Below are 24862 nucleotides of genomic sequence, written 5' to 3'. Positions count from 1 at the left end.
AACTGCGGTGATTAGGGGAAATGCCGCTGAACGGCTAACGCTTTGATAATATGCACTATTGTGATGTACTGCTTGTCGTGTTCCGACCTTAGTGTCACACTCGAATATCCACAACGATTTCCGTTGACCAGTGCATTTCCAATTCTCTGCAATTCTCCACTGATGAACTTGTTCAAATGTGCAGCCTGTCGGCCAAGTCTACTGTCCTCCATGTTTCGAAGTAGCAGCGGAACCCGGACATATATCATCTTCGCAAAGCGGATTGCCTCAGGGTCGGTTTTGATACAGCGAAATAGGGATCGTTTGGTCGCAGCTAAAAGCTCAAAAGCTCCGCGCCCTCCTCACGCCTATTTCCTTTGACAAAGTCATGCCGCGCATCAAAGGCAAATAACCTTAGACGTTCCCTTTGATATTGTTTGCAAAACGCGGCCGTGTGAAAATGAAGTTATTCAGTTCGACGTTGTCCAAGCCCACCCTGAAGGGGGGGATAAACGTGTTGGACGTTTCGACCAGTATCAATGTGTTCTGATCAGACATCGGAGGCAGGGCATCTCGATAATTGACAATATTGTCGTCCGTCAGCTTTTCGACATACCCACCTCGTATTGCAGACCAGTTCACGGTGTGGCTGTCGGAGGCCTCGTCGTAAAGAACCACGGATATTCGGAATTTCAGGTCTGCATGATTGACCACCATCAAACCGAACATTTCTTGCATCGAGTCGATATAGACGTTGTCAATTTCCCGGGTTTCACGGGAAATCAGGTCTCCAATCGTGTGTGCCGCTTTGATATTCGCGGCACTCTGCCTGTAAGCTTCGAAAAACGTGTAACCCGCCATTATAGTCCAAAAGAGGATTGGCGTAATAAGGAGTGCCTCGACGGCGATCACGCCGTCTTCCCGAGTTCGGAAACGTTTCAGGAGATGCGTCGAAATTCGCTTGATCATAAAGGCTCCTGGACGAAAACGGTTGTAGCGGTCAGCGCGTATTGGCCTTCTTCGTTGACCAATGCTCTGCCCATTGCGGATGTTGGGAAAACGGGATTGATCTTGGCGCAGGCCCGAAGAACCATCAACTCATTTTCAAGGCCGTTTTCGAAAGTCCGCACAGGGCGCGCCACTTCGGCCAGATCAGTGCAATCAGGGTCCGTTGGTACTGTAACAGTGGCAAAAGGATCCTGCCGGATCATTTCCAGACGCAAGTTGGCTGCGCAATTATTGATGAAAATGGCGCGGTCACAGATGAGAGCCTTGATTTCGTCATGTTGTGGACTGGTCCCGGTGTTCAGCCGAATGTCGCGCACGGTCAAGTCAACCGCGCGCTCTAGCTGCGCGTGTCTCAACGTTACGAAGGCAAGCTCCAAACCCGAAAGAACCAAAAACATGATTGCCGGGAAGACGATGACAAACTCGACGGTTGCATTTCCGTCTTCCTTTCGGCAGAGCCGGGCCAGAGCGGAAAACAACCTAAGCATCACTGAGTCAACCTCAGCATACGGATCGATGACGCGATCGAGGTAAAGGCTTTTTCGAGTTTTGCGTCATCCGCCTCATAATAATGACTGTCCGAGCTTGCGCAGTTTTCCAGTACATCCCGGCCAGCTGGCGGCGCCTCAACGCTGACGCTAAAGATGATCACCCCCTCATCCTTGGCGGCCTTGCATACGTGTTTGGTTCGCTGATCCTTGGCGACCGCACTTTTCTTGCTGAACGCCTTACCTTCCCACTGACCGTAAGCACTTGGTGAGTGGGTGAAGATGTTGTGTTCGATATATTCCAAGGATACGAGGTCCAGAAGTTCAACGTAAGACAATTGCACCGCCTCGCCGGGTTCTTCTGCCTCGACGCATTCAACTTTACCGCCATTGCCTGAACAGTGTGTGTTTCCATTTCCATAGGGATGATCCTGCCAGCTATTGTCGTGCGGCCACCAATAGTTGGGGTTGCCGTTCGACTGGTAGATCGAGAAGCGAGCGGGATCGGTATCGGTTCCTGGGTTGTACCAGAAATCCGACATAGTAGTGCGCATCGAAGGGTTGAGCATGTGCTGATCTGTATTATCCCCATCGGAAACGAGGATCATAACCTTGAGGACATTACTACCGTAGTCCATCGGGCGATCTTGCATTTGGAATTTTTCCGGAATGGTATACTCCGGATCGGCAAACTCAGTCGTGCTTAGAGCTTTGAGTACCGGACGTGTGCTGGGGTCCAGCAGGATAAGGCCCCAATTCGCGCCATTGTCCAAGCCCGAGTCCTCATCCGCCACTGGGTTGCTGAGTTTGTTGAGGTTTCGTATGTAAGGTAAAAGAACTTCTGGGTCGTTCTGGAATGGCAGGATCGCCGAATACTTGCGTGTTGGGCAGACGGGATGTTCAATCGGCTCCCTAGACGTGGTGTAAGGGTCGAAATGAGCCGTTTGTTCAAGCAATCTGGTCGTAGAAAGATCAGGTTTGCTGAATTCGTTGTCGATGAAGTTGACACAGTTCGAGTGGTCATGGAAGCGGTCGAGAGTGTATTGGTTCAGCAAATCGCGACCAGCGTTAACTTGGCTGGAATATGGGATAAGTGAGAACGAAATCTCGTCGCTCCATTGTTTGTTTTTTATTGCGATACTTTTTACCATTTTTTCCGTAGCAATTCTCAATAGCTCGTCATTGATCGAAGTAGATAAGTCCAAGACAATTGAGATTTCAGCCAAACCGATGCTTTCCTCAGCGGTGCTTGCCGCAGGGGCGGCCAGTGTATCGACGCCCGACAGGTGCATGAATTGGGTTGGGAACTCGGAAAGGGCTGTCGCCGACACTTCGCGATAGCCCACATCGTTGACCACATTGATGCTGGTCACATTTTCCAGAAGGCCCATCCTTTCTAGATATGCACGAACGACGGATTTCGGTTCTGCCTTTTGATCAAGGTCCGCTGCGGCCAGAACAGCCCGGTCCAACGTGTACTGCAAGTTTGCACGTTCTTTCTCAAAGCGCATGTAATCTACGCCGATGCCAACACAGACGATGACGGCCACAAACATAAAGAGGACTAAAATGGTAATCGAACCATTCTCGTCTCTGGCAAATTGTTGCGCACCTGTCTTCGCCTGGACAGAGGGGGTGTCGCAGTTGCAAATTGATCTCTCGAAATCCGTAGGCATGCATTATCCTCTCTTGGCCGAGCAGACCGGCCACAAAGCTATCGGCAGGGGCTCACGCTATATAGAGAAAAAGGCGGAATTCGGGCAAATTTGCTTCAATTTTGCGATAATTTAGCGGCTTTCGCCTGCAAAAAATCGGAATTTTTCGCGTTATGTTTGCGCAAAAACACTTCGTTTTCAAGGTCGTATACGCGGGACGAATTTTCTTGGAGGCCAAACAGGGCACTCCACTTTTTTTCTATTCGTGCGGGGCGTTACGAGTAGCCTGCATTTGCTGAACATCTTCAGGCCAAGTAGAGCGGATATAGGCCAGAACGTCCCATATGTCTTCGTTAGTCAGTGTGCCCTCAAAGCCCGGCATACCGCTGTTGAAGTCCTTGATGTCGCGTGCTGCCAACGCCTCTGCCCCTCCAAGTTTGGTGTAGTCAAACAGGAGCTTGTTATCATGGTGCCATGTGTGCCCTGTCACGTCATGTGGTGGCGCAGGCAGTACTCCGTCTTCGTCCGGTGTTTGCCAGTTGGGTTGGCCTTCCAGATTAACTCCGTGGCACGAGGCACAGTGGTCTGCGTAGAGTTCCTGCCCATTCGCTAAGTTTCTTTCAATCAACTCGTGATCTGCAGCGACGCTCGTACCAATGCTGCATATTGCAAGTGCAAACAGGTGTTTATTCATTTCTAAATACCTTAGTTCGGAGGCGTTAGAACGGTCGTGAGTGTCGCTGATGTTGCCAACACCATTAATACGATTATTGCCTCAACCTCGATGGATCGGGCGAGGTGTCGCGCTGCATTTGCATCTCCATTGTGCATGGCCGGAACAAATCGGAGCTTGTTCGCAGCAGCGAGGATCAACAGCAGCCCAACTAGAAACACTTTGGACAACAGCGCCTGCCCATAGCCAGTAAAGACGAGCCATTGGATATTGCCTACAAGCGACCAAGCCATCCAGAGGCCTGCCAATATCATAGTTGGTACAACCAGTGCAGCAGCTTTTCCGAACCTTTGACCCAGCTCGGCGCCATTTTTCTGGTATTCAACCTTGAGAGCCATACCCCGCAGCGGGCTAAAGATACCCACCCAGAAGGCTAAACAGAGTAGATGCAACAGTAGCAAGAGTTGGACACCAAAATTCTCCAATTCTGGCACGTGACCTATCTGGGTAAAGGACCAAAGAGCCAATGTTCCACCCACCGCCGCAATCCAGCAACCAAAGCGTGATATAGACAATCCGATTAGGATCAATGCCGCGCCTGCAAGTCGGTATGCGAGTACATCGCCTGCCGGTGTCTGCCAAAGTAAGCCAAGCATTTCTGGATCGACCATGCCATCCGCTCCGCCTGTTAGTACGGCTGCACTAAGCATGAAACCAACTACAGTGGCCGTAAGAGCCAACCACGCTAAAGCCCTTGCTTGGCGCTTCATCACAAGGTTCATCGGTGTGACCAAGCTGGAATAGAGGCACTTAACGATGACAAGCCCGGTTGACCCCGCAAAGCCGATGTAGAGCATTAGCTTTGTGATGATTGCGGCAATTCCCCAAATGTCTGGCATGCTCATTCCACGGTAAAGGAAAATTCGCCCTGCATCGCATGACCGTCTTCACCTAAACCACGCCATTGGATGACATACGTGCCAGTTCCCTTACTCGGCAGAGGGATCGTGAACTCTTGCCCAAATTTTGTTTGGTCGCCCAGTTCGAGGTTTACGGCAGGATTTGCATCGTGCTCCATCTTAACCCGCGTTAACCTGATATCCTTGTCAAAGTTAAGGCCGATTTCAAAGGGTACAGCAGCCATTGTCTCGCCATTGGCAGGTGTCGTTCCTTCGACCTTGGAATGCGCCAGTACGCCGCTGGGAAGCGCAACCACGAGTGCGAGCGTTATGATCTTCTTCATAGGCCTATCCTCAATTTATTCCGTTGGCACGCTGGATTTCACGAATGTACACGATCACCATAGCCACGTCACCTCGCGTCAAACCTTCTACGGGCGGCATGTCACCAAACCGCCAATGATGACTTATAACTCCCTGAGAAACGGCTCTCTGAAAGGCTTCATCAGCGTGGTGGCTGGATTCGTATATCTTGTGGACCAGAGGGGGGCCTGCGCCTTCTACTCCGACCGCATTAACGCCATGGCAAGATGCGCAGGAGGCATCAAAGATACGTTGGCCGATTGCTGCATTACCTGCGATAGGCGGCACTTGAATTGCGACCATGGCGTCGCCTTTGCCTGTCTCAGGCGGTTCGGCGTCTTCGATTGGGCCGGGGCGAAGAGTAACAAAGACGGCAATGGCAGCGACAGCGCATACGCCGACTAGTAAGTAGCTTTTTTCGTGATTAATCCTGACCTCGTGGAAGTTGGTAGTGCTGCTGAACATCGATAACGCCGTACATGATCGCTGCAGTGGTTTGGACGACTTTGCAGTTGAGCGTTGACTTACGTCAAAGCGTCGGTTGCCAAACTGCTATTAAGATGGCTCGCATATGGATGAGAGCCATTGCAAAAAAAATTTCAAGAGAACGGTGACGCTTTTGGCCGTACTGATAGCTATGGCCGCATGCACGGGCAGGCATCACAATGGTGACTGGCATGGACACGGTGCAGAAGGTTGCTATGGGCCTCACCACGGCGTTGTTCGAGAGGGTCATTGCGTTACAATTGAGTAAGCTCTTCTACAGTTAGGCACTCGCAAGTACCCGGTCCTACTAGATTACGTTTAATTGTCGCGAGACTTCTGTCGATAGCGCGCCCTTAACCGCAAGTTTTTCCCGGATGCAAAATTCGTATGTTTATGAAAGAGTGAGTGAAATTTTTCACGTTTTGCGTTCGTGCCTAGGTCTCCAATATTTTTGGAAACATGGTGCATCCATTTAGTCCAACATCTGCGTTTGTTCGCAGTCCCTCAGGGCGTGCCTCAGCAGCTTACTGTGCTTCATCCCAAGGATTCTAACGTACCGTTCTAAAGCGTAGCCGTATGATGCATGTTGTATGAAGATAGATACAGCTTATCTAGGACGACGAATGGTGAGCAACAAGTTGATTGTCATGTACCTGGTAGGAGATTTCGTTTCGTATTGGGTGGTAGCCAACAGAAGCGATGGATGCCGTGTCCGGACAGTGAGAGATACGCATGCAGCTTCATTTTGTGTCACACCTGTGTGTCACACCACTCTAATGCTTGCTATCTAGTTTTTCTGTTAGGTTTTGGTGGAGCCTAGGGGAGTCGAACCCCTGACCTCTTGCATGCCATGCAAGCGCTCTCCCAACTGAGCTAAGGCCCCAACTCATTACCAAATTGCGGTGCCGGACGTTTATGAGACGTCGCCGACAAGCGCAAGTCCAAAAATCCGAAACAAGCAAAAAGATACTGCCCTGCATCGGGTAAGAAATCCGAGGCGGCAGAGCCGCCTCATTCTAAAATCAGGTTTCGTCTTCTGACGACATATCTTTGATGTCGTCCAGCGAAACGTTATCGTCGTCATCTTCTTCCAACAGATCGTCGTCCAGTTCAACATCGACATCGTCGTCATCTTCCAGAACCAAGTCTTCGTCCGAGGTCGCCTCGCGCGCCTTGACCGAGGCGGCATCCTCTGCATCAGCGGCGATCATCCGGCTTTTGCCGGTTTCAAGCTCCACAATCTCGCCGGTGTATGGGCTAACGATCGGGTCCTTGTTCAGGTCGTAAAACCGTTTGCCTGTTGTAGGGCAAACGCGCTTTACGCCCCATTCTTCCTTGGGCATATCAAATCCCCTTGATATCAGGTGAATCCTATAAATGATTCAGGTGACCTGCCATAAGCGGCAGGCGCTGTCAAAGCCTTTGAGCAAAGGAGTGCAAAGTATGGGGCGACACGCATTGCCCGGAACGCCCACGGTACCGCTTGTACTGCGCAAATCGTCCCGCGCCAGACGGATAAGCTTGCGAATTTCTCAATTGGACGGACGGGTTACGCTGACTTACCCTCAATTTGTCGCCGAGACCGAAGCACTAAACTTTGCACAACAAAAAGAAGCCTGGATTCGTCAGCATCTTGAGGAAAGGCCGACGCCGGCAGAAGTTCGGTTTGGCCAGACCATACCCGTCGAAGGGGCACCGCGCCGAATCGTACCGGTATCAGGTCGCCGGGTCATATTGCGGCCTGACGAAGTCGCCGTTCCCGAAGGTGCCGAAGCGCGTCGTCTGGCACGGTTTTTCAAGGAACTCGCCCGCGATCGGTTAACAAGCGCCTGCGACGATTATTCCGCAATGCTCGGCCGATCATACTCAACTCTGACCTTGCGCGACACCAGATCGCGCTGGGGTTCGTGCAGTTCAGCCGGAGGGCTAATGTTTTCCTGGCGTTTGATCCTCGCTCCGCCAGAAGTCTTGCACTACGTTGCAGCGCATGAGGTGGCCCATTTGGCCGAAATGAACCATTCGCCTGCATTTTGGGAGAACGTCGAGCAGCTTTTTGGTCCGTACAAGAACCCGCGACGGTGGCTGAGGGATAACGGTGCCGAATTGCATCGGTATCGCTTTGAGAGGCGCGCTGCTTGACGTTGTGCAAGTTTGTGATCACAACAAGGAATGTTGTCCGCGCGCCCTGCCGAATCCCAAACTGCCACGCACGACAGAGTTTACCGCGCTCTGCGATCGCGCATATTGCACGGGGAAATAGCGCCCGGCCAAGCGCTGACATTGCGCGGTATCGGTAAAGAATTCGGCGTGTCCATGACCCCCGCGCGCGAGGCTGTCCGTCGTTTGGCCGCCGAAGGTGCCTTGACTTTGTCCTCTTCTGGTCGCGTTTCAACGCCAGAGCTGAGCAATGACCGTATAGAAGAACTGGCCGCCTTGCGCGCACTGATCGAGGTTGAACTGGCAAGCCGCGCGCTGCCTCGGGCGCATATTGCGTTGATCGATCGGTTACAAAGCATCAATATGTCCGTCGCGGAAATGGTAACCAAACGCGACGCCGTCGGGTACATCCGGACTAATCTTGAATTCCATCGCACACTTTATTTACGTGCGCAGGCCCCGGCGATGCTGGCGATTGCAGAAACCGTATGGCTGCAACTTGGTCCAACCATGCGCGCGTTGTATGGTCGCCTACGTCGTACAGATCCTCCTCACTACCACAAATTGATTATCGCGGCTTTGAAGGCCGGGGATGAACCGGGACTCAGACTGGCCGTCCGCTCGGATGTGACACAAGGTTTGCGTCTGCTGGTGACCTGAGCAGCTTATTGCCCATGACGATTTCTTTGCGGATGACATGACCCAATTGCTGGTTTGGACTGACGTCCTGCTGTAGTCTTGGAGCAAATCACCAATAAGAGCAGATTTGAATCATGATTGATCGACGGGTTTTTTCAATGGGGCTTGGGGCGGCCATTCTGACGGCATGTTCCAGCAGCAACGCACCAAGCAGCGCACCGGCGACACGGATGCGTGCCGTACCAAATGCAGGATGGGATTCCTGGGTTGCCAACTTCAAGGGGCGCGCGGCGTCTCAGGGAATTTCACAGACAACGATAAACCGGGCTTTCCAGGGTGCGGGATATCTGCCGGGCGTCGTTGAGCGGGACCGAAATCAGGTCGAATTCAAACGCTCTTTGGAAGATTATCTTGCGATTGCTGCGTCAGACGAACGTATCAGCACCGGCAAACAGATGTTGCAGCGGTATAACGGCACTCTTTCACAGATCGAAGCGCAGTACGGCGTAGATAAGGACGTCATCGTCGCCGTTTGGGGGCTAGAAAGTCGATACGGTTCACGCCGGGGAGATGTACCCGTTGTCTCAGCCCTTTCAACCTTGGCTTACGATGGTCGGCGCGGACAGTTTTTTGAAAGCCAGTTGATTGCCGCAATGAAAATCCTTCAAAACGGAGACACCACTCCGGATAATATGACCGGCAGCTGGGCCGGGGCGATGGGACATACTCAATTCATCCCAACATCTTATCTGGCTTACGCTGTCGACTTTACTGGGGATGGGCGACGCGACATTTGGTCTGATGACCCGACGGACTCGCTGGCCTCAACCGCAGCATACCTTTCTCGCGCCGGATGGGTGCGCGGGCAACCGTGGGGTGGTGAAGTCGGTTCGGCAGCCGCCAATTCTGGCACTCCTGTTGCGGTATTACAGCCGCAAAATCCTGGCCCACGGATTGCCGTTTTCCGAAATTTTCAAGTAATTAAGCGCTATAACAATTCGGACAGCTATGCGATTGGCGTTGGACATTTATCTGACCGTATTTCTGGTGGCGCACCGTTTCAGGCCTCGTTTGGGCCTGATGAAACTGGGCTTACGCTTGAAGATCGCAAAGAAATACAACGCCGCTTAACCTCTGCCGGTTATGATACCCAAGGCGCAGACGGAGTCATCGGCAAAAATTCCGAAGCAGCGATCAGCGCATATCAGCGTGCAAATGGGCTTTCGGCAACCGGAAAGCCATCGGTTGAACTGCTGCGTCGGTTGGGTGGCTAAACGATTAGGCCGCCAGCCCCTTCGAGCCAATGTCCAAGAATTTTTGGCGACGATCCTTGATCAGTGCCTTTGCATCTTTGCCTTTTAGCTCTTTAAGCATGGCAGCAATGGCGGCACGAACGGATTTGAAAGCCGCAGCGCGATCGCGGTGAGCACCGCCTTTAGGCTCAGAAATAATGCGGTCGCACACGCCAAGCTTATAAAGATCCTGAGCCGTCAGGCGAAGCGCCTCGGCAGCTTCGCGCATCTTTTCGGAGTCTTTCCACAGGATTGAAGCACACCCTTCGGGCGAGATCACTGAATACACGGAATGTTCGAGCATCGCCACGCGGTTGGCTGTGGCAAAAGCAACTGCGCCACCCGAACCGCCCTCACCAATAATAACAGAAACCAGCGGAACACCGATCTTTAGGCACATTTCGGTCGAACGGGCGATCGCCTCGGACTGTCCGCGTTCTTCGGCGCCTTTTCCGGGATATGCTCCTGCGGTGTCAATCAAGGTGATCACCGGAAGACCAAACCGACCTGCCATTTCCATTAGGCGCACAGCTTTGCGGTATCCTTCGGGACGGGCCATTCCAAAATTACGCTCGATTCGCGATTTGGTATCCGAACCCTTTTCGTGTCCGATCACCATCACCGGCTGATCATTAAAACGCGCCAAACCGCCAATAACTGCAAGATCGTCGGCAAAGTTGCGATCACCAGCCAAGGGTGTGAACTCGGTAAACAGTTCTTCCACGTAATCTTTGCAATGAGGCCGTTCAGAATGACGCGCCACCTGACATTTCCGCCAAGGCGTCAGGTCGTTGTACAATTCATCCAAAAGTTTGGCAGCTTTGGCATCTAGCGCTGCGGCCTCTTCCGCCACATCCATTTCTTCGTTTGCCCGAGCAAGGGCACGCAGTTCTTCGGCCTTGCCTTCGATTTCGGCTAACGGTTTTTCGAAATCCAGATACTGAGTCATGTCGCCTCTCAACGAGAAAGTTCCTTGCTATATGACCCGAGGTTACCCCAGATGCAACTCAGCAAGATTTGTGGTGATGGAATTTGGGTGTTCCAAGGGACAACAAAAATAGAGGCGGAAATTATTGACGGCTTTGGGTCTCAGTGCAGAGGGCGCTGAGATTATTCTCTACGACCCGGGGAACGCTAATCAAAACGAGTGCTGGTGGAAACCAGTCCTCCGCAGGGTCGATTCAGCTAGGCCAAAGCACCGGATACAAAGACGCAACCAGAAGCGCAGCCATCGTCCAGTTGAAAACGACAAGCCGCCGTGGATTGGTCAGAACCCGCGCCATTTGTTGACCCAAAACAGTCCAAGTGCTGACCGAAGGTAGATTAACAAGCCCAAACACTAGAGCGACAACAACAATTGCGCCCAGCGTTTGATTTGGCGTGTAAGCCGTAGTTGCCGTAAGAGCCATTGCCCACGCCTTGGGATTAACCCACTGAAAAGCGGCGGCCTGAAAAAATGTCATCGGCGTGCCTTGGCTTTCTCCTCGCTGCACCGGAGCGGCGTTTGCAATCTTCCACGCTAAATAAAGCAGATAAAATACCGAGGCGATCTTCAAGGCGCTGTAACTTAACGGAAACTGATCAAAAACTTGCACCAATCCCGCTCCGACCAGCAGGACCATAAACGTGAAACCCAAGCCAATTCCCAGCATGTGCGGAACCGTTCTCCGAAATCCGAAATTCGCGCCGGACGCCATCAACATCAGATTGTTCGGCCCTGGCGTAATTGAGGAGACAAAGGCAAATATGATCAGCGCCAATAGGATATCGTAAGTCATGTTTCGATTATTACATCGGACTGAGCGCATGAAATTGCGTTTTCGTGCAAATATGGATAGAAATCGCAACAAATGACGAAAATTGACAAGATTAACCAAAAAATATTGCAAGAGCTTGCGCGTGACGGTCGGATTAGCAATCTTGAGCTTGCAGACCGCGTTGGTTTGTCTCCATCGGCCTGCCTGCGCCGTGTGCAGGAACTTGAACGGACAGGTGTAATATCTGGCTATCGCGCCGTGTTAAATCCTGCTGCGCTCGGCATCGGGTTCGTTGCATATATTGGCGTGGGGCTTGGCGAGCATACTAAATCCGCCCAAGAGGGATTCGAACGGGCTTTGCAACGGTCGCCCGAAGTGGTCGAATGCCACAACATAACAGGCACCATTGAATACCTGTTGCGTGTCGAATGCGCGGACTTGCCGGCGTACAAGACATTTCATACCGAAGTTCTGGGAACCCTTCCTCATGTCACCTCGATCACATCTTATGTGGTCATGGGATCACCGAAAGACATGCGAGCTTAATGCACAAATTGTGATTTTTGTATCTCTTGCGACCTGATTTATCAGAGAATAGTGTCTTCGAAGATAAATTGCCCAAAGTGTGGAAGTACTGAATGAGGCGATAACTCAGGGAGAATGATATGAAACTTGCCCGAACCGGAGCATTCGCTGCTTGCATAGCGATGTTTTCAGCAGCCGCGCTGGCAGCCCCGCTGAGACTGCAACCGGCAAGCCCGCAACCAAATGCCAAAGCTGGCCTAAACGTCAAATACGCGTGGGAAGGAAACCCACCGCGCAAAATTCAAAACCTCTCAAAAGTTAAAAGTTTATTAAAAAAGGCCAAACCCGGTCAGCCTTTGCGTGGGTTGGATTATCGCGACACAAACGAAGGCGACCCGGTTCTTACCTATAATCAGGCCTTCAATGTCGCAGCTGAAATTACAGGGTATATGAAGTTCGACTCCCCCGGCATTTACGAACTGGAAACTTGGTCAAATGACGGCATAGACGCTTGGATCGGCGGACAGCAGATCGGATATGTCAACGGGCGTCAGCCATGTGAAGCCAACCAGCGAACCGAAGTCGAAGTCCCCCAAGCCGGTTGGTACCAGCTTAGGATAAGTTATTTCCAGAAATACGGCACCTCTTGTCTTATGATGAAGTCCGGGAAAAAAGGCGGACGAATTACGTGGACACCGAATAACGTATTTGGACGCTAGGCCCAATTACCCACCGAAAAAAGAGGCGCTCGAACGAGCGCCTCTTTTACTTAACTGCCCGCCGCAATAAGCTCGGCTTGCGCCACGATCACCTCGGCCTGCTTGATCGAAGCAATGTCGACAAGTCGACCTTTGTAAACGGTTGCGCCTTCGCCATTTGCTTTAGCCTGTTCCATTGCAGCCAGAATTTCGCGTGCTTCGGACACCGCTTCCTTTGACGGGGTGAACACCTGATTGGCAAGTGCGATCTGTTTAGGGTGAATAGCCCATTTTCCAACCATGCCCAAAGTTGCTGACCGTTTTGCTTGAGCGATGTATCCTTCATCGTCAGAAAAGTCACCGAATGGTCCATCGACGGGCAAAACACCGTGGGTGCGACACGCCGCGACAATAGCTGCCTGAGCCCAGTGCCACGGATCTGACCAATGCTTTTCGCCATCGCGTAGCATGTAATAGTTTTCCTGCGTGCCGCCGATACCAGTTGTCTGCATTCCCATAGAGGCCGCAAAGTCGGCGGCGCCTAGACTCATCGCCTGAAGACGCGGAGATGAGGCTGCGATCTCTTCGACATGGGCGATTCCAGCCGCGGACTCTATGATAACCTCGAACGTTATCGGTTTGGTTCGCCCCGAGGCACGCTCGACCGCGGTGACAAGTGCATCGACGGCATAGACATCCGCGGCACAACCTACCTTTGGGATCATAATTTGATCCAACCGATTACCCGCCTGTTCCAGCACATCTACAACATCGCGATACCAATAGGGTGTGTCCAACCCATTGATACGTAAGGACATATATTTCCCGCCCCAATCAACGGTTTTCAACGCCTCGATAACGTTTGCACGAGCAACATCCTTGTCGGACGGTGCCACGGAATCTTCGAGATCCAGGTTTATTACGTCTGCTGCAGAAGCAGCCATTTTCGGGAACAGCTTTGTGTTAGATCCAGGACCGAATAATTGACAACGATTGGGACGGGCCGGTGCAGCTGGTTGTATGCGAAAACTCATTTGGGCCTCGTGCAAGCAATGAAATTACGATTTTCGTCTGCAGTTGGGTATTAAATTGCGCAGCCATGCGCAAGCATCATTGTGCACCTGCGGCAATGCGAGCGCAGAATTTGTGAATCTGATGGATCGGAAGGCAATCAGACATCATCCAGCTTGAGGCGTTCGAACATTCTTGCGGGTATTCTTCATTTCTTGCGATATTCTCCCAACAAATACCCATTTTGGCGCTGAATTTAAGAAGCTCTCGCTGAAATTCTTCTTTAGTTTTAGCCGGAATCAAAGGAGTGACGCGCGATGATCGAGACACCATATCTGTTGTTTTTGGGTGACGCGCCCGACCAACTGGCGGCCAAAGTTGCAATAGGCATCAAAGATTGGCGACCAGAAAACGCAGTCGGACAATTCCGCATGGAAGGTTGCAAGGCCGATTTGGGCCTAAAGGACATGAGTCTTACTGAAGCTCGCGAAGCAGGTGCCAAGACATTGGTGATCGGGGTCGCCAATCGCGGCGGCGTCATAAGCCAGGAATGGAAAAAGATTCTGGTGACTGCGCTGGAAGAAGGTTTCGATCTTGCATCTGGCTTGCACAACTTGTTGCGGGATGAAGCTGATTTGGCAGCGGTAGCCGAGGCAACCGGCCGCAAACTGCATGATGTGCGGGTTCCAGATGTCGACTATCCAATCGCCAATGGAATCAAGCGAAAAGGCAAACGCTGCCTCGCTGTCGGGACTGATTGCTCGGTTGGAAAGATGTACACGGCGATGGCTATGGAAGCCGAGATGAGAAATCGCGGTATGAAAGCAACGTTCCGCGCCACTGGCCAGACCGGTATCCTGATCACAGGCGACGGTGTGCCGCTAGATGCAGTCGTAGCCGACTTTATGGCGGGATCGGTTGAATGGCTGACACCGGACAATGACGAAGACCACTGGGACCTGATCGAAGGACAGGGTTCATTGTTTCATGTCTCTTACTCGGGCGTCACGATGGCGCTAGTCCATGGTGGTCAGCCCGATGCATTGATCCTCTCTCATGAACCCACACGTGAACATATGCGCGGGCTTCCCGGCTACCAATTGCCAACGCTGGAGGCGCTGCGCGACACCGCGCTTCACTTGGCACGCGTTGCAAATCCCGACTGCCAGGTCGTCGGGGTTTCAGTAAATACTCAGAACATGAGCGAAGATGACGCCAAAACCTATCTAGCAGCGATCGAGGCAGATATGGGTCTGCCAGCCACCGACCCATTCCGCTTTGGTTCGGGTAAGTTGGTGGACGCGCTGGCTGCGCTGTGATCAAAACTCGCTGCTAGAGCCGGGGATGCTCGCCATCTGCATGATCAAACAATTTTGAAGGAGTTTCTGTGTGCAGCTAGAAGTTACTCAGGACGTTTTTCGGCTGGCGCAGGTTTTCACCATCTCGCGTGGTTCTCGCACAGAGGCCAAAGTGCTGACTGTTCAGATTTCCGACGGCACGCATAAAGGTTGGGGCGAATGCGTACCATATTCGCGTTACGATGAGACGCTCGAATCTGTAACAGCCCAAATCTCCGGCTTACCGCAGGAGTATGACCGTCATTCTCTGATGGAGCTTTTACCAGCAGGGGCTGCCCGGAATGCCGTCGACTGCGCTTTGTGGGATCTTGAATCCAAACGGGCAGGAAAACGCGCCTGGGAACTGGCTGGATTGCCCACGCCCGGGTCAGAGATCACGGCCTACACTTTGTCCTTGGACACGCCACAAGCGATGCGAGAACAGGCAGCCAAAAACGCCCATCGACCACTGCTCAAGATCAAGCTGGGAACGCCTGATGATATGCCGCGATTGGAGGCTGTTCGCGCTGGCGCGCCAAATGCAAAGATCATCGTGGATGCAAATGAAGGCTGGTCTGCTGAAGTTTACGCTGATCTTGCGCCACATCTTCTAAGACTGGGCGTGGCCTTAGTTGAACAACCGCTGCCTGCCGACGCAGACGATGCCTTGATCGGCATGAACCGCCCAGTGCCGGTCTGTGCCGACGAGTCCTGTCACGACAGGGTCAGCTTGCCCGGTCTAAAAGGGAAATATGATGTAGTTAATATCAAGCTGGACAAAACCGGTGGCCTGACAGAGGCGCTTGAACTACGCAAGGCGGCCCTAGCCGAAGGGTACGATATCATGGTCGGATGTATGGTAGGCAGTTCTTTGGCGATGGCTCCTGCCACGTTAGTGGCGCAGGGCGCGATGGTAACGGACCTTGACGGCCCGTTACTTCTGGCCGAAGACCGCGCCAGACCACTAACTTTTGACAACGCCGGAGTTCACCCGCCTGATGCGGATCTCTGGGGTTGAGGAGACAAACATGAACCGAACCGTATTTGTGAATGGTGAATACCTGCCCGAAACCGAAGCCAAGATTTCAATCTTTGACCGCGGATTTTTGATGGCCGATGCGGTCTACGAAGTCACCAGTGTTTTAGACAGCAAACTTATCGATTTCGATGGTCATGCCTTGCGCTTGAAGAGGTCTTTGGACGAACTCCAGATGGCCGAGCCATGCACAAAAGAAGAGTTGCTGGAAATTCACCGCAAACTGGTCGAAAAGAACGGCATCGAGGAAGGCTTGGTTTACCTTCAGGTGACCCGCGGCAGCGACGGTGATCGGGACTTTGTTTTCCCGCCTGCAGATACAAAACCAACTCTTGTGCTGTTTACTCAGAACAAACCGGGATTGGCAGACAGCCCTGCCGCGAGGAAGGGCGCCAAAGTTATCTCAATCGATGACATTCGGTGGGGACGTCGCGATATCAAGACGACGCAGCTGCTTTATCCCTCTCTTGGCAAGATGATGGCCAAAGCCGCTGGCTGTGACGACGCATGGATGATTGAGGATGGCCATGTGACCGAAGGCACCAGTAACAACGCATACTTTGTCAAAGGTGGAAAAATCGTAACGCGGCCGTTGTCCAACGAGATTCTGCACGGCATAACCCGCAAGGCGGTCCTTCGAATGGCGGCTGAGGCGCAGATGGAAGTCGAAGAACGCCTATTTACAATTGATGAAGCCAAAGAAGCGGATGAAGCTTTCACCACTTCGGCCAGCGCGTTCGTGATGCCGGTTATCGAGATCGACGGAGTGCAACTAGGCGATGGCTCGCCGGGGCCAATAGCCAAAAGACTTCGTGAAATCTATTTGGATGAAAGCCGAAAGGCAGCCATCTAAAAAGGCAAATCAAAGGCCCGCTTAATAGGCGGGCCGTGTCAATTGCCGATGTCGAAATTTAGTCCTTTTTACCAACATTCTCTTCAAATGCGACTTTGAACTCTGCCTGCTTTTCAGGGCTTGCCTCGGTTTGATAGTTAGCTTTCCATTCATCCGTGGTCATGCCATAGAAAACCTCTCGGGCTTCATCCTTCCCCATCTCGATGCCTTTTTCGTTGGCCGCTTCCTGATACCAGCGAGACAGACAATTGCGGCAGAACCCGGCTAAATTCATCATATCAATGTTTTGAACATCGGTACGGTCTTGCATCAGGTGCTTTTGCAGGCGGCGAAATGCAGCGGCCTGAAGTTCGATTTCGGTTTGATTGTTCATGGTCCGGCTCCCGACGACAGAGTTGTATACTATACCTGACCTAGCGGCCCAAAGGCGATGTTTCAACAAACGGCATGTCAGGCAAGTTGCAAGGCCAGCCATGGCACGATGCAAAAAATAAGGGTCAGAACTTTATGGTTAGCAAGGTACCGAAAATACGCTCGCTTCACATGCGGACGCTCCATCCGGAAAATCCTGCCGTGAATGTCGGCGATCTGGTCTTGCAGTAACAACATCATCAATGTGGTGAACATTAGAACCGCGACGTTCAGCACAGCCATCCAACCGAACACGGCTGGAAGAAACTCCTGAGACATAGTCGCCTCCTTTCCCAGTACATAAGAGTTAATAAAAAGCCCCACAATTATGAAAGTTAGGAAAACCGTCGCAGTTACAAGCCGCTGTCAACCAACGCGTCTTGTAGGATCACGGCCATCCGTTCAGCCCAATCCCGTTGCCCGGCGTGATCGGCGATCAGGTCGTTACGCAACTCGATCAGAGCATTCGGGCGCCCATGTGCAGTGCAATGTCTGTCGATTGCGTCGCCAGGCAAAACTCCGGTGTAGGGCTCGTTCACGCCGACACATAGATCGCCCTCGGCCGCCAACCTGTCGATAAGTGGACGTGAAAATCGCTCGTCCGGTGTGTGCAACACGCCGACATGCCAAGGGCGCGGCTCTCGACCACGCAATTGCCTAGTGAAGGAATGCATCGACACGATCACCGCGTGCGGCAAGCCAGCCAGACGCTCAAGTTCTTCATGGTAAGGGCGATAGCACATGTTCAGGCGGCGTTCGCGCTCTATCCCGTCAGCATTGCGATTTCCGGGAATGATTGAACCGTCGTATAACTTCATTAGCAGCGTCGGATCGTCTTCCCCCCTGTTCGGGTCGATAACGAGGCGCGAGAAATTGGCCGCGATCACAGGCGCGTTCAAAATCTCGCCCAAGTGTTTGGAAACTTCATACGCGCCCACGTCGTAGGCGATGTGACGCTCCATATCTTCGCGTGGCAGTCCCAGATCACCACCATTTATTTCAGGCGGTACAGTATTGGTGGCGTGATCGCAGGTAATCAACCAGCGTGATGGACGATCTGCGCCGTGCACAAAAAATGGGGTGTATGTCATGAGCCTGTCATCTAGTTTGCCGCAGGTGTAGGGCAGTTGCCTCGGAAAGGGAATTGCGCAATAAGCAATCCGAGCACTGTTTGCGGTAACATCGAGTGATTGAGGAGAGCAAGACTAATGCGACGCCTGAGAAATGTTAAAATTGTGGCGACGCTTGGTCCGGCGTCAAACGACTACGATACGATACGCGCCCTGCACGAAGCAGGCGCTGACGTATTCCGCCTGAACATGAGCCACGGCAGCCACGATGAAATACGCGAGCGCCACCGCATCATTCGGCAAGTTGAGAATGATCTGGACAGCCCAATCGCGATTCTGGCCGACCTGCAGGGCCCAAAGCTGCGAGTTGGCCTGTTTGCCAATGACGTCGAAGAACTGCAAGAAGGTGCCAGTTTTAGGTTGGACCTCGACCCCGAGGCCGGAGACATCAACCGGGTCTGCCTGCCCCACCCCGAAATTTTTGCAGCTCTGGAAACAGGTTCGCGCTTGCTGGTTAATGATGGCAAGATTCGCCTCATCGTACAGGAGTGCGGCCCAGACTTCGCAAATTGTACGGTCGAAGTTGGCGGCGCAATTTCCAATCGCAAGGGCGTCAATGTGCCGGATGTGATTTTACCATTGGCCGCATTGTCGGCAAAAGACAGGGAAGATCTGGAATTTGTCTGCCAACTGGGAGTGGACTGGCTGGCGCTTAGCTTCGTACAACGCGCTAAAGATGTGTTCGAAGCTCGCGCGTTGGCCGACGGACGCGCCGCGATTTTATCCAAGATAGAAAAGCCCGCCGCGATTGAGGCATTCGAAGAAATTCTTGATGCGTCAGACGGTATCATGGTCGCCCGCGGAGACTTGGGCGTTGAATTGCCAGTGTCAGCAGTGCCGCCGATCCAAAAACGGCTGGTGCGCCGCACGCGTGCCGCGGCCAAGCCCGTCATTGTGGCAACCCAGATGCTGGAGAGCATGATCGAAAGCCCGATGCCCACGCGCGCCGAAGTTTCGGATGTTGCTACCGCAATCTATGAAGGCACGGACGCTATCATGCTCAGCGCGGAATCGGCTGCTGGTTCGTATCCGGTTGAAGCCGTTCAAACAATGAACAAAGTCGCCATCGAGGTCGAAGCTGACCCTACCTATGACCAGATCATTGCCGCGTCACGCACTGCCAAGGGCACCACGGTTGCAGACGGCATCGTGGCAGCCGCGCGTGAGATTGCTGAAAAAACTGATATTAAAGCGATTTGTTGCTTCACCCAAAGCGGTACAACAGCGTTGCTGACCGCTCGTGAGCGGCCCGGTGTCCCCATCATCGCGATGACTTCTTTGACCGGCACAGCGCGGCGTTTGTGCCTGTCCTGGGGTTGCAATTGCGTAATGACGCCAGTGCTGGAGCGTTTCAAAAGCGCCGTAGTCAATGCCGCCCGCGCTGCACGCGCCGGCGGATTTGCCGGTGAAACTGATCAGATTGTTGTGACCGCAGGTGTGCCCTTCAATGTACCGGGCAGTACGAATATCTTGCGTGTTGCACCTTGCGATGAGCGGCTGATTTACAGTACCGACCCAGAATAAATCGCGTCTTTCGGATCGAAAAAGCACGGAGCTAGTTAGGCTACGAACTCGCCAGACGCTTTGTTTGGCGGGTTTTACATTATTCAAAAGCAATTGTTTTTTCAGTAAAAATTCCCCAACACCTAAGAATGTGCCAAAAAATTAATCACCTTGCGAATAAATCTGATACCTTTTTGGCAGCAGCCCTCAGATCAGTTCCAGGTTCGGGTTGCCAGGTCGGTACATCTTCACCGACACACAAAAACAAAATCGGAGGAACGAAATGACAACGAAAATTGTCATAGGACTGGATGGTACCGAAAACGGAGAGCGCGCGATTGCCTTTGCCAAAGATTTGGCAGGAAGGATCGGCGCCTGCGAACTGTTGGTCGTCTACGTAATCGAGTGGTCCCCTTTCACCTTTCAAACCCCGGAAGAAAATGCGCTTCGCCACAAGCGGCGCGAAGAAGAGATCGAACTTGCGACATCACGGATCGTAGAACCCGCAGTGCAAGCTTTGAAATCCGAAGGGTTCGCCGCTTACGGGATCGTGCGCCACGGGGATGTAGCGGAAACCTTGAACGCCATAACCGTGGAAAACGATGGATCGCAAATCATAGTTGGCCGCGCGTCTGCAGACGGTATCAAAAAGCGGCTATTTGGCAGTTCGACCCAATATCTGGTGATGCATGCCGACGTGCCAGTCACGGTCGTAAATTGAGGAGGGGCAACAATGATAATTTCAAAAAAACTTGGCGTTTCCGGTCTTGCAACGGGCCTATTAGCCAACGCAGCTGCAGCTCAAGAAGCCGTTGGCCTTGACGAAAAAATTAATCAGGCATTTTCGGATTTCACCGGCCCTTTTGTCAGTTTTATCTTTGCACCGTTCCCAGGGACGAGCGTTCCATGGATCGTGATGTGGCTGGTTATCGCTGCAACTGTGTTTTCACTGTATTTCGCATTTGTTCAATTTAGGTTTTTCGGCCACGCGGTAAGTTTGGTTAAGGGCGATTACTCTGACCCAAACGATGCAGGTGAGGTAAGCCATTTTCAGGCGCTGGCGACCGCGCTGTCTGGTACGGTCGGACTGGGGAACATTGCTGGTGTAGCCGTTGCCGTAGGTATCGGCGGGCCGGGCGCGACGTTCTGGATGATCGTTGCGGGTCTTCTGGGCATGGCCTCGAAATTCACTGAATGTACGCTCGGCGTGAAATACCGCAATGAATACGACGACGGCACCGTCTCTGGTGGCCCGATGTATTACATGTCCAAAGGGTTCAACGAACTCGGCCTGCCGGGAGGCAAAATCTTGGCGGTGTTGTTCTCGATCTTCTGTATTTTGGGTGCCTTGGGCGGGGGCAATATGTTCCAGGCCAATCAAGCCCACCAGCAGATAGCGGGTATCACCGGGGACTTTCCCGGCTGGATCACTGGCTTGGTTTTTGCCGGAATTGTATTTGCTGTAATCGTAGGCGGTCTGAAATCCATCGCGCGCGTGACTGAAAAGGTCGTACCGTTCATGGGTGTTATGTATGTTTTGGCCGCCTTGGTGATTATCATCATGCATGCCGATCAAATCGGCTGGGCCTTTGGTCAAATCTTTGCGGGTGCGTTTACCGGGCTGGGCGTCGCTGGTGGCATGGTCGGTGCGTTGATACAAGGTTTCCGTCGTGCTGCGTTTTCGAACGAAGCTGGGGTTGGTTCCGCGGCCATTGCCCACTCAGCCGTGCGTACAAAAGAGCCGATCACCGAAGGGTTTGTGTCCCTGCTGGAACCGTTTATCGATACAGTCGTGATTTGTACTATGACCGCTTTGGTAATCATCATCACACAGCAGCTGGTCATCGACCCCGAAACGGGCATGTATATGTTGAACGAGGAAGGTACAGCTATCGCTACAGTCGACGGAAACTCTGGCGTCAGCTTAACCTCGGCCGCTTTTGCAAGTGCATTCGGTTGGTTCCCATACGTTTTGGCGGTCGCCGTGGTTCTGTTTGCTTTTTCGACCATGATCAGCTGGTCATACTACGGCCTAAAGGCGTGGACCTACCTGTTTGGCGAAGGCGCGACTAAGGAATTGGTGTTCAAGATCATCTTCTGCATTTTTGTCGTTATCGGTGCAGCAGCCAATCTTGGTCCCGTCATCGATTTCTCGGATGCGGCGATCTTTGCTATGGCCGTTGTGAATGTCTTCGCGCTCTACTTCCTGATGAAGGTTGTTCGCCAAGAACTGAGTTCCTACGCGGAGCGGCTTAAGAGTGGCGAAATCCGGAAATTCGGTCACTGAATGAAAGCACCGGGGCGACCTTTGTCGCCTCGGAACCTGACCCCTCTGCCAAAAGCAAAGTTTCCGGTCAAAACCCCCTTGCCTCTTTATCAAAACTTGCGTAAACGGCGCTTCTGATTGCGTGACCGGCCGATGTGGCATGCCGAGTCGCGTTATATACCGAACCCGAAGATAGGAGACGGAAATGCCCAAGATGAAGACCAAATCGAGCGCCAAAAAGCGCTTCAAGGTGACAGCGACCGGTAAAGTGATGTCGGCTCAAGCTGGCAAACGTCATGGCATGATCAAACGGACTAAGAAATTTATCCGCGACGCCCGTGGCACCACCACTCTCTCCGCCCCCGACGCCAAGATCGTCAAGGGCTACATGCCCTACGACCGCTAAGAGGAGATTCAGAAATGTCCCGCGTTAAAGGTGGAACCGTAACTCACGCTCGTCACAAAAAGATCATTAAGTCTGCCAAAGGTTACTATGGTCGTCGCAAAAGCAACTTCAAAGTTGCGACGCAGGCCGTCGACAAAGCCAACCAATACGCGACCCGTGACCGCAAGAACCGCAAGCGCAACTTCCGCGCGTTGTGGATTCAACGTATCAACGCGGCCGTGCGTTCGCATGACGAGGCACTAACCTATTCACGCTTCATCAATGGCCTGAACCTTGCCGGCATTGAAGTGGATCGTAAAGTTCTGGCAGATCTGGCCGTGCACGAACCGGAAGCGTTCGGCGCGATCGTTGCCAAAGCTCAGGCGGCTCTTACCGCCTAAATCTCTTTAGAGAGAGACAGTGAAAAAAGGCCGTTCGCTTGAGAGCGGCCTTTCTTGCTTTCATAGCGGTGATTTCAACTCAAATATTGCGAGAAGCGAATAACTATTGTTTTTGGAAATACTTTCGCGCAGGGCCAGAACCCGACTGATGCCGCGATTGAAAGTCCTGGGCACATTCCCAGAAGAGTCGATGGCGGATCAACCTCTAATACCCGATTGACCAAGAAGCCAAGACCACTCGATCGCTGATGAATTTTCCCTCAGAATGATTGTGAGCAGCTCAATCGCCAAGTTCGAGATTGCCAAGCCTGGAATAAAGATACTCGCCTATTGCTTGTGAACCTGTCGCACTGGTGTGAATCGGGTCATAGAAATCGGATGCAAGATCAAAATCGATCTCGGCCATAAGGTCCAAGCAAATGGCATCTACGTTTTCACATGCAGCCATTTGAGCGTCTGCAAGGGCGCGTTCAAACCGATAAAAGTCAACCCCGTTCAAATTTTGATACTCCTTGGGCAATTGCTGACGAACCAACTCAAAAAAATCGGGTTGATATTCCGCAATACCTGCTACCTGGCCATTGCGGCGGGTCCAACGGGCGCTTCTCTGGGTAACGAATATTGGTTCCGCACCGAAATCACGGGTCAACTTGGCTAGCTCAGAAATACGATCAGTATAACTTTCGAGTGAAGGTCCAAAAACAACGTCCAAAGGAGCGGATATTTTTGGCTCTGTGACAAGAGGTTCACGATCGGCAATGTTTGTTCGATTCAATTCGTTTAGTGAATGTTCTTCAGCGAAAGCTGACTTAACGACCCGATAAAGTTGATAGAAAACCGACTTAGTTTTGATCGTCGCTTTAAGATTGTTGTAAGCATTGTCTTCCAGCGCCACCACGTCGTATGTGTCCGTAGGCTGAGATATTAGTAGGTCGTTAATTCCTACATAGTACAAAACGTAACGCGCATCTAAATTTGGGATCTCATTGAACCAAGATGAGAAATTCGCAATGTGACCGAATGTAGATTGACCATCAATACCCGCGTTGACGATTGAAACAGACTGCCCGGACGCAGCAAACAAATCCCGCATGACAGCTTGATAAGTTTGTGAGTTATCGACCCAGCGTTGATCGGTTGTTGAACCGCCAACTGTTAAAATGTCAATGTCGGACACATCACCTTCAAGACCACGAAAACCATAATTGTCGCGAGAATATGTTACAGTCGGTTTTCCTACATGAATTGGGTTTTCTTGTACTTTTTCGTAGTTTCGAAGCTTCGTAAATTTCATCAAAGCGTGTTGATCCGAAAACCACGTGCCAAAAATAAGCTCGGCAACCAAGAACGCGATCCCTAGCAGCAAACAATTAATAACCACTACTCGCCACATACATGAACTCCCTAGAGTAGCATTCCCTGAGCTGGATAAATCAAATTCAATTTGTTTTCCAAGCCTTTCATTGACACCTAAGCTTGGTAGACCCGCACCAACTTTATTGTCCGGAACCCGAGAGAATAGAGGCCTAAATCAAGTAAGGAATGAATTGTGTTTTGAGTGCACAAACAGAACCAAAAGCATACCACCCATAAATTCAATAGTAAAAAAACATAAACAGACAACGAAAAAACAATTAAAGCAGGGAACAAAGACCCTGCCGACGACATCTTGCTAGCCGCAATGACAACTTCAGCAGGACTTTGTTCTTTCCAAGTTCGACCAGGAACAAGTTTTCTACGCGATCTAGTTGCTCTCCGCACAGAATTGAAAATTGACCATTAAGTGGTTGTTTTTTTCGGACCTTTAGGTTTGAGGCTGACGATGTGAAGACGTTAAGCAATTGATCCGGGGGATCAATTGTAGTCTGAACGTGCTTCTTTGAGATATTCCGACGCTGGTTGCGGGAGTA

At 52.0% G+C, this 24862-nt stretch carries 28 protein-coding genes and 1 tRNA gene; 13 read left to right on the top strand and 16 right to left on the bottom strand.

Annotated features, from left to right (window positions below; genetic code table 11):
* Positions 1-393: 393 nt before the first annotated feature.
* From AC2FNE_RS11775 to AC2FNE_RS11735, 9 genes are all read right to left on the bottom strand, one after another.
* Positions 394-948, bottom strand: a complete 555-nt coding sequence (locus tag AC2FNE_RS11775) for a TadE/TadG family type IV pilus assembly protein (protein WP_170604396.1) — start codon at positions 946-948, stop codon at positions 394-396.
* Positions 945-1475 carry a TadE/TadG family type IV pilus assembly protein gene (locus AC2FNE_RS11770; RefSeq protein ID WP_170604395.1) on the bottom strand — a complete coding sequence of 177 codons (531 nt, stop codon included), beginning with the start codon at positions 1473-1475 and terminating at the stop codon, positions 945-947. The genes AC2FNE_RS11775 and AC2FNE_RS11770 overlap by 4 nt, the downstream gene beginning before the upstream one ends.
* Complete coding sequence (locus AC2FNE_RS11765; protein WP_496805441.1) at positions 1475-3151, bottom strand: TadE/TadG family type IV pilus assembly protein; 1677 nt, start codon at positions 3149-3151, stop codon at positions 1475-1477. Before AC2FNE_RS11765 ends, AC2FNE_RS11770 begins: the two co-directional genes overlap by 1 nt.
* A gap of 238 nt (positions 3152-3389) precedes the next feature.
* A complete protein-coding gene (locus AC2FNE_RS11760) occupies positions 3390-3824 on the bottom strand; it encodes a c-type cytochrome (protein ID WP_170482145.1) in 435 nt (144 codons plus the stop codon).
* An 11-nt stretch (positions 3825-3835) separates the two neighbouring features.
* Entirely contained in the window at positions 3836-4702 is an 867-nt protein-coding gene (locus tag AC2FNE_RS11755; protein ID WP_496805440.1) for a CopD family protein, read from the bottom strand.
* Positions 4703-4704: 2 nt separating this feature from the next.
* Positions 4705-5046, bottom strand: a complete 342-nt coding sequence (locus AC2FNE_RS11750) for a copper resistance CopC family protein (protein ID WP_170604387.1) — start codon at positions 5044-5046, stop codon at positions 4705-4707.
* A 10-nt stretch (positions 5047-5056) separates the two neighbouring features.
* Entirely contained in the window at positions 5057-5530 is a 474-nt protein-coding gene (locus AC2FNE_RS11745; RefSeq protein ID WP_496805439.1) for a c-type cytochrome, read from the bottom strand.
* Positions 5531-6358: 828 nt separating this feature from the next.
* Positions 6359-6434: transfer RNA gene (locus AC2FNE_RS11740), tRNA-Ala, on the bottom strand.
* 139 nt (positions 6435-6573) lie between these two features.
* A complete protein-coding gene (locus AC2FNE_RS11735; RefSeq protein WP_170604385.1) occupies positions 6574-6894 on the bottom strand; it encodes a TIGR02300 family protein in 321 nt (106 codons plus the stop codon).
* A gap of 100 nt (positions 6895-6994) precedes the next feature.
* Here AC2FNE_RS11735 and AC2FNE_RS11730 point away from each other — a divergent pair, with 100 nt between their 5' ends.
* From AC2FNE_RS11730 to AC2FNE_RS11720, 3 genes are all read left to right on the top strand, one after another.
* Positions 6995-7690 carry a M48 family metallopeptidase gene (locus AC2FNE_RS11730; protein ID WP_254442473.1) on the top strand — a complete coding sequence of 232 codons (696 nt, stop codon included), beginning with the start codon at positions 6995-6997 and terminating at the stop codon, positions 7688-7690.
* Positions 7691-7720: 30 nt separating this feature from the next.
* Positions 7721-8368, top strand: a complete 648-nt coding sequence (locus AC2FNE_RS11725) for a GntR family transcriptional regulator (RefSeq protein ID WP_170604381.1) — start codon at positions 7721-7723, stop codon at positions 8366-8368.
* Positions 8369-8481: 113 nt separating this feature from the next.
* Positions 8482-9621: a lytic murein transglycosylase gene (locus AC2FNE_RS11720; RefSeq protein ID WP_496805438.1), complete on the top strand. Its 1140-nt coding sequence runs from the start codon at positions 8482-8484 to the stop codon at positions 9619-9621.
* Positions 9622-9625: 4 nt separating this feature from the next.
* Here the strand turns inward: AC2FNE_RS11720 and AC2FNE_RS11715 are convergent, their stop codons facing one another.
* Both AC2FNE_RS11715 and AC2FNE_RS11710 read right to left on the bottom strand, forming a co-directional pair.
* Positions 9626-10588 (bottom strand): acetyl-CoA carboxylase carboxyltransferase subunit alpha, encoded by a 963-nt coding sequence (locus tag AC2FNE_RS11715; protein ID WP_496805437.1) that lies wholly within the window; start codon positions 10586-10588, stop codon positions 9626-9628.
* A 232-nt stretch (positions 10589-10820) separates the two neighbouring features.
* Positions 10821-11417, bottom strand: coding sequence for a LysE family translocator (locus AC2FNE_RS11710; RefSeq protein WP_170604856.1), 597 nt, complete (start codon positions 11415-11417; stop codon positions 10821-10823).
* A gap of 72 nt (positions 11418-11489) precedes the next feature.
* Between AC2FNE_RS11710 and AC2FNE_RS11705 the strand changes: the two genes are divergently transcribed.
* Both AC2FNE_RS11705 and AC2FNE_RS11700 read left to right on the top strand, forming a co-directional pair.
* The gene (locus tag AC2FNE_RS11705; RefSeq protein WP_170604376.1) at positions 11490-11942 is read left to right on the top strand and encodes an Lrp/AsnC family transcriptional regulator; all 453 of its coding nucleotides are present in this window, start codon (positions 11490-11492) and stop codon (positions 11940-11942) included.
* A 119-nt stretch (positions 11943-12061) separates the two neighbouring features.
* The gene (locus tag AC2FNE_RS11700) at positions 12062-12640 is read left to right on the top strand and encodes a PA14 domain-containing protein (protein WP_170482120.1); all 579 of its coding nucleotides are present in this window, start codon (positions 12062-12064) and stop codon (positions 12638-12640) included.
* 50 nt (positions 12641-12690) lie between these two features.
* Here the strand turns inward: AC2FNE_RS11700 and AC2FNE_RS11695 are convergent, their stop codons facing one another.
* Complete coding sequence (locus AC2FNE_RS11695; protein ID WP_496805436.1) at positions 12691-13653, bottom strand: L-malyl-CoA/beta-methylmalyl-CoA lyase; 963 nt, start codon at positions 13651-13653, stop codon at positions 12691-12693.
* A 294-nt stretch (positions 13654-13947) separates the two neighbouring features.
* On the opposite strand from AC2FNE_RS11695, the gene dgcN reads away from it, so the two are divergent.
* From dgcN to AC2FNE_RS11680, 3 genes are all read left to right on the top strand, one after another.
* Complete coding sequence (gene dgcN / locus AC2FNE_RS11690) at positions 13948-14949, top strand: N-acetyltransferase DgcN (protein WP_170604372.1); 1002 nt, start codon at positions 13948-13950, stop codon at positions 14947-14949.
* Between the two features lie 70 nt (positions 14950-15019).
* Positions 15020-15985 carry an N-acetyl-D-Glu racemase DgcA gene (gene dgcA, locus AC2FNE_RS11685; RefSeq protein WP_496805435.1) on the top strand — a complete coding sequence of 322 codons (966 nt, stop codon included), beginning with the start codon at positions 15020-15022 and terminating at the stop codon, positions 15983-15985.
* Positions 15986-15995: 10 nt separating this feature from the next.
* Complete coding sequence (locus AC2FNE_RS11680) at positions 15996-16856, top strand: D-amino-acid transaminase (RefSeq protein ID WP_170604368.1); 861 nt, start codon at positions 15996-15998, stop codon at positions 16854-16856.
* 58 nt (positions 16857-16914) lie between these two features.
* Here AC2FNE_RS11680 and AC2FNE_RS11675 read toward each other — a convergent pair whose 3' ends face one another.
* The 3 genes from AC2FNE_RS11675 to AC2FNE_RS11665 all read right to left on the bottom strand — a co-directional run bounded on the left by AC2FNE_RS11675 (position 16915) and on the right by AC2FNE_RS11665 (position 18358).
* Positions 16915-17229, bottom strand: coding sequence for a DUF1244 domain-containing protein (locus AC2FNE_RS11675; protein ID WP_496805434.1), 315 nt, complete (start codon positions 17227-17229; stop codon positions 16915-16917).
* 77 nt (positions 17230-17306) lie between these two features.
* The gene (locus AC2FNE_RS11670; RefSeq protein ID WP_496805433.1) at positions 17307-17546 is read right to left on the bottom strand and encodes a DUF6868 family protein; all 240 of its coding nucleotides are present in this window, start codon (positions 17544-17546) and stop codon (positions 17307-17309) included.
* 74 nt (positions 17547-17620) lie between these two features.
* Complete coding sequence (locus AC2FNE_RS11665; protein WP_170604364.1) at positions 17621-18358, bottom strand: N-formylglutamate amidohydrolase; 738 nt, start codon at positions 18356-18358, stop codon at positions 17621-17623.
* 117 nt (positions 18359-18475) lie between these two features.
* Between AC2FNE_RS11665 and pyk the strand changes: the two genes are divergently transcribed.
* The 5 genes from pyk (at position 18476) to rplT (ending at position 22952) form a co-directional block, all read left to right on the top strand.
* Complete coding sequence (gene pyk, locus AC2FNE_RS11660) at positions 18476-19921, top strand: pyruvate kinase (RefSeq protein WP_170604362.1); 1446 nt, start codon at positions 18476-18478, stop codon at positions 19919-19921.
* Between the two features lie 262 nt (positions 19922-20183).
* Positions 20184-20621: a universal stress protein gene (locus AC2FNE_RS11655; protein ID WP_170482097.1), complete on the top strand. Its 438-nt coding sequence runs from the start codon at positions 20184-20186 to the stop codon at positions 20619-20621.
* Between the two features lie 12 nt (positions 20622-20633).
* Positions 20634-22187, top strand: a complete 1554-nt coding sequence (locus tag AC2FNE_RS11650) for an alanine/glycine:cation symporter family protein (RefSeq protein ID WP_170604360.1) — start codon at positions 20634-20636, stop codon at positions 22185-22187.
* Between the two features lie 184 nt (positions 22188-22371).
* Entirely contained in the window at positions 22372-22572 is a 201-nt protein-coding gene (rpmI, locus tag AC2FNE_RS11645) for a 50S ribosomal protein L35 (protein WP_039523697.1), read from the top strand.
* Positions 22573-22586: 14 nt separating this feature from the next.
* Entirely contained in the window at positions 22587-22952 is a 366-nt protein-coding gene (gene rplT / locus AC2FNE_RS11640; RefSeq protein WP_170482090.1) for a 50S ribosomal protein L20, read from the top strand.
* Positions 22953-23232: 280 nt separating this feature from the next.
* Here rplT and AC2FNE_RS11635 read toward each other — a convergent pair whose 3' ends face one another.
* On the bottom strand, positions 23233-24297 hold the full coding sequence (locus AC2FNE_RS11635; RefSeq protein ID WP_496774582.1) for an SGNH/GDSL hydrolase family protein: 1065 nt from the start codon (positions 24295-24297) through the stop codon (positions 23233-23235).
* Positions 24298-24862 lie beyond the last annotated feature (565 nt).

It is taken from the genome of Ruegeria sp. YKSD179, assembly GCF_059612885.1.
Note: the sequence above shows the minus strand (reverse complement) of the source record. Positions and strands in the feature narration are given on the sequence as shown.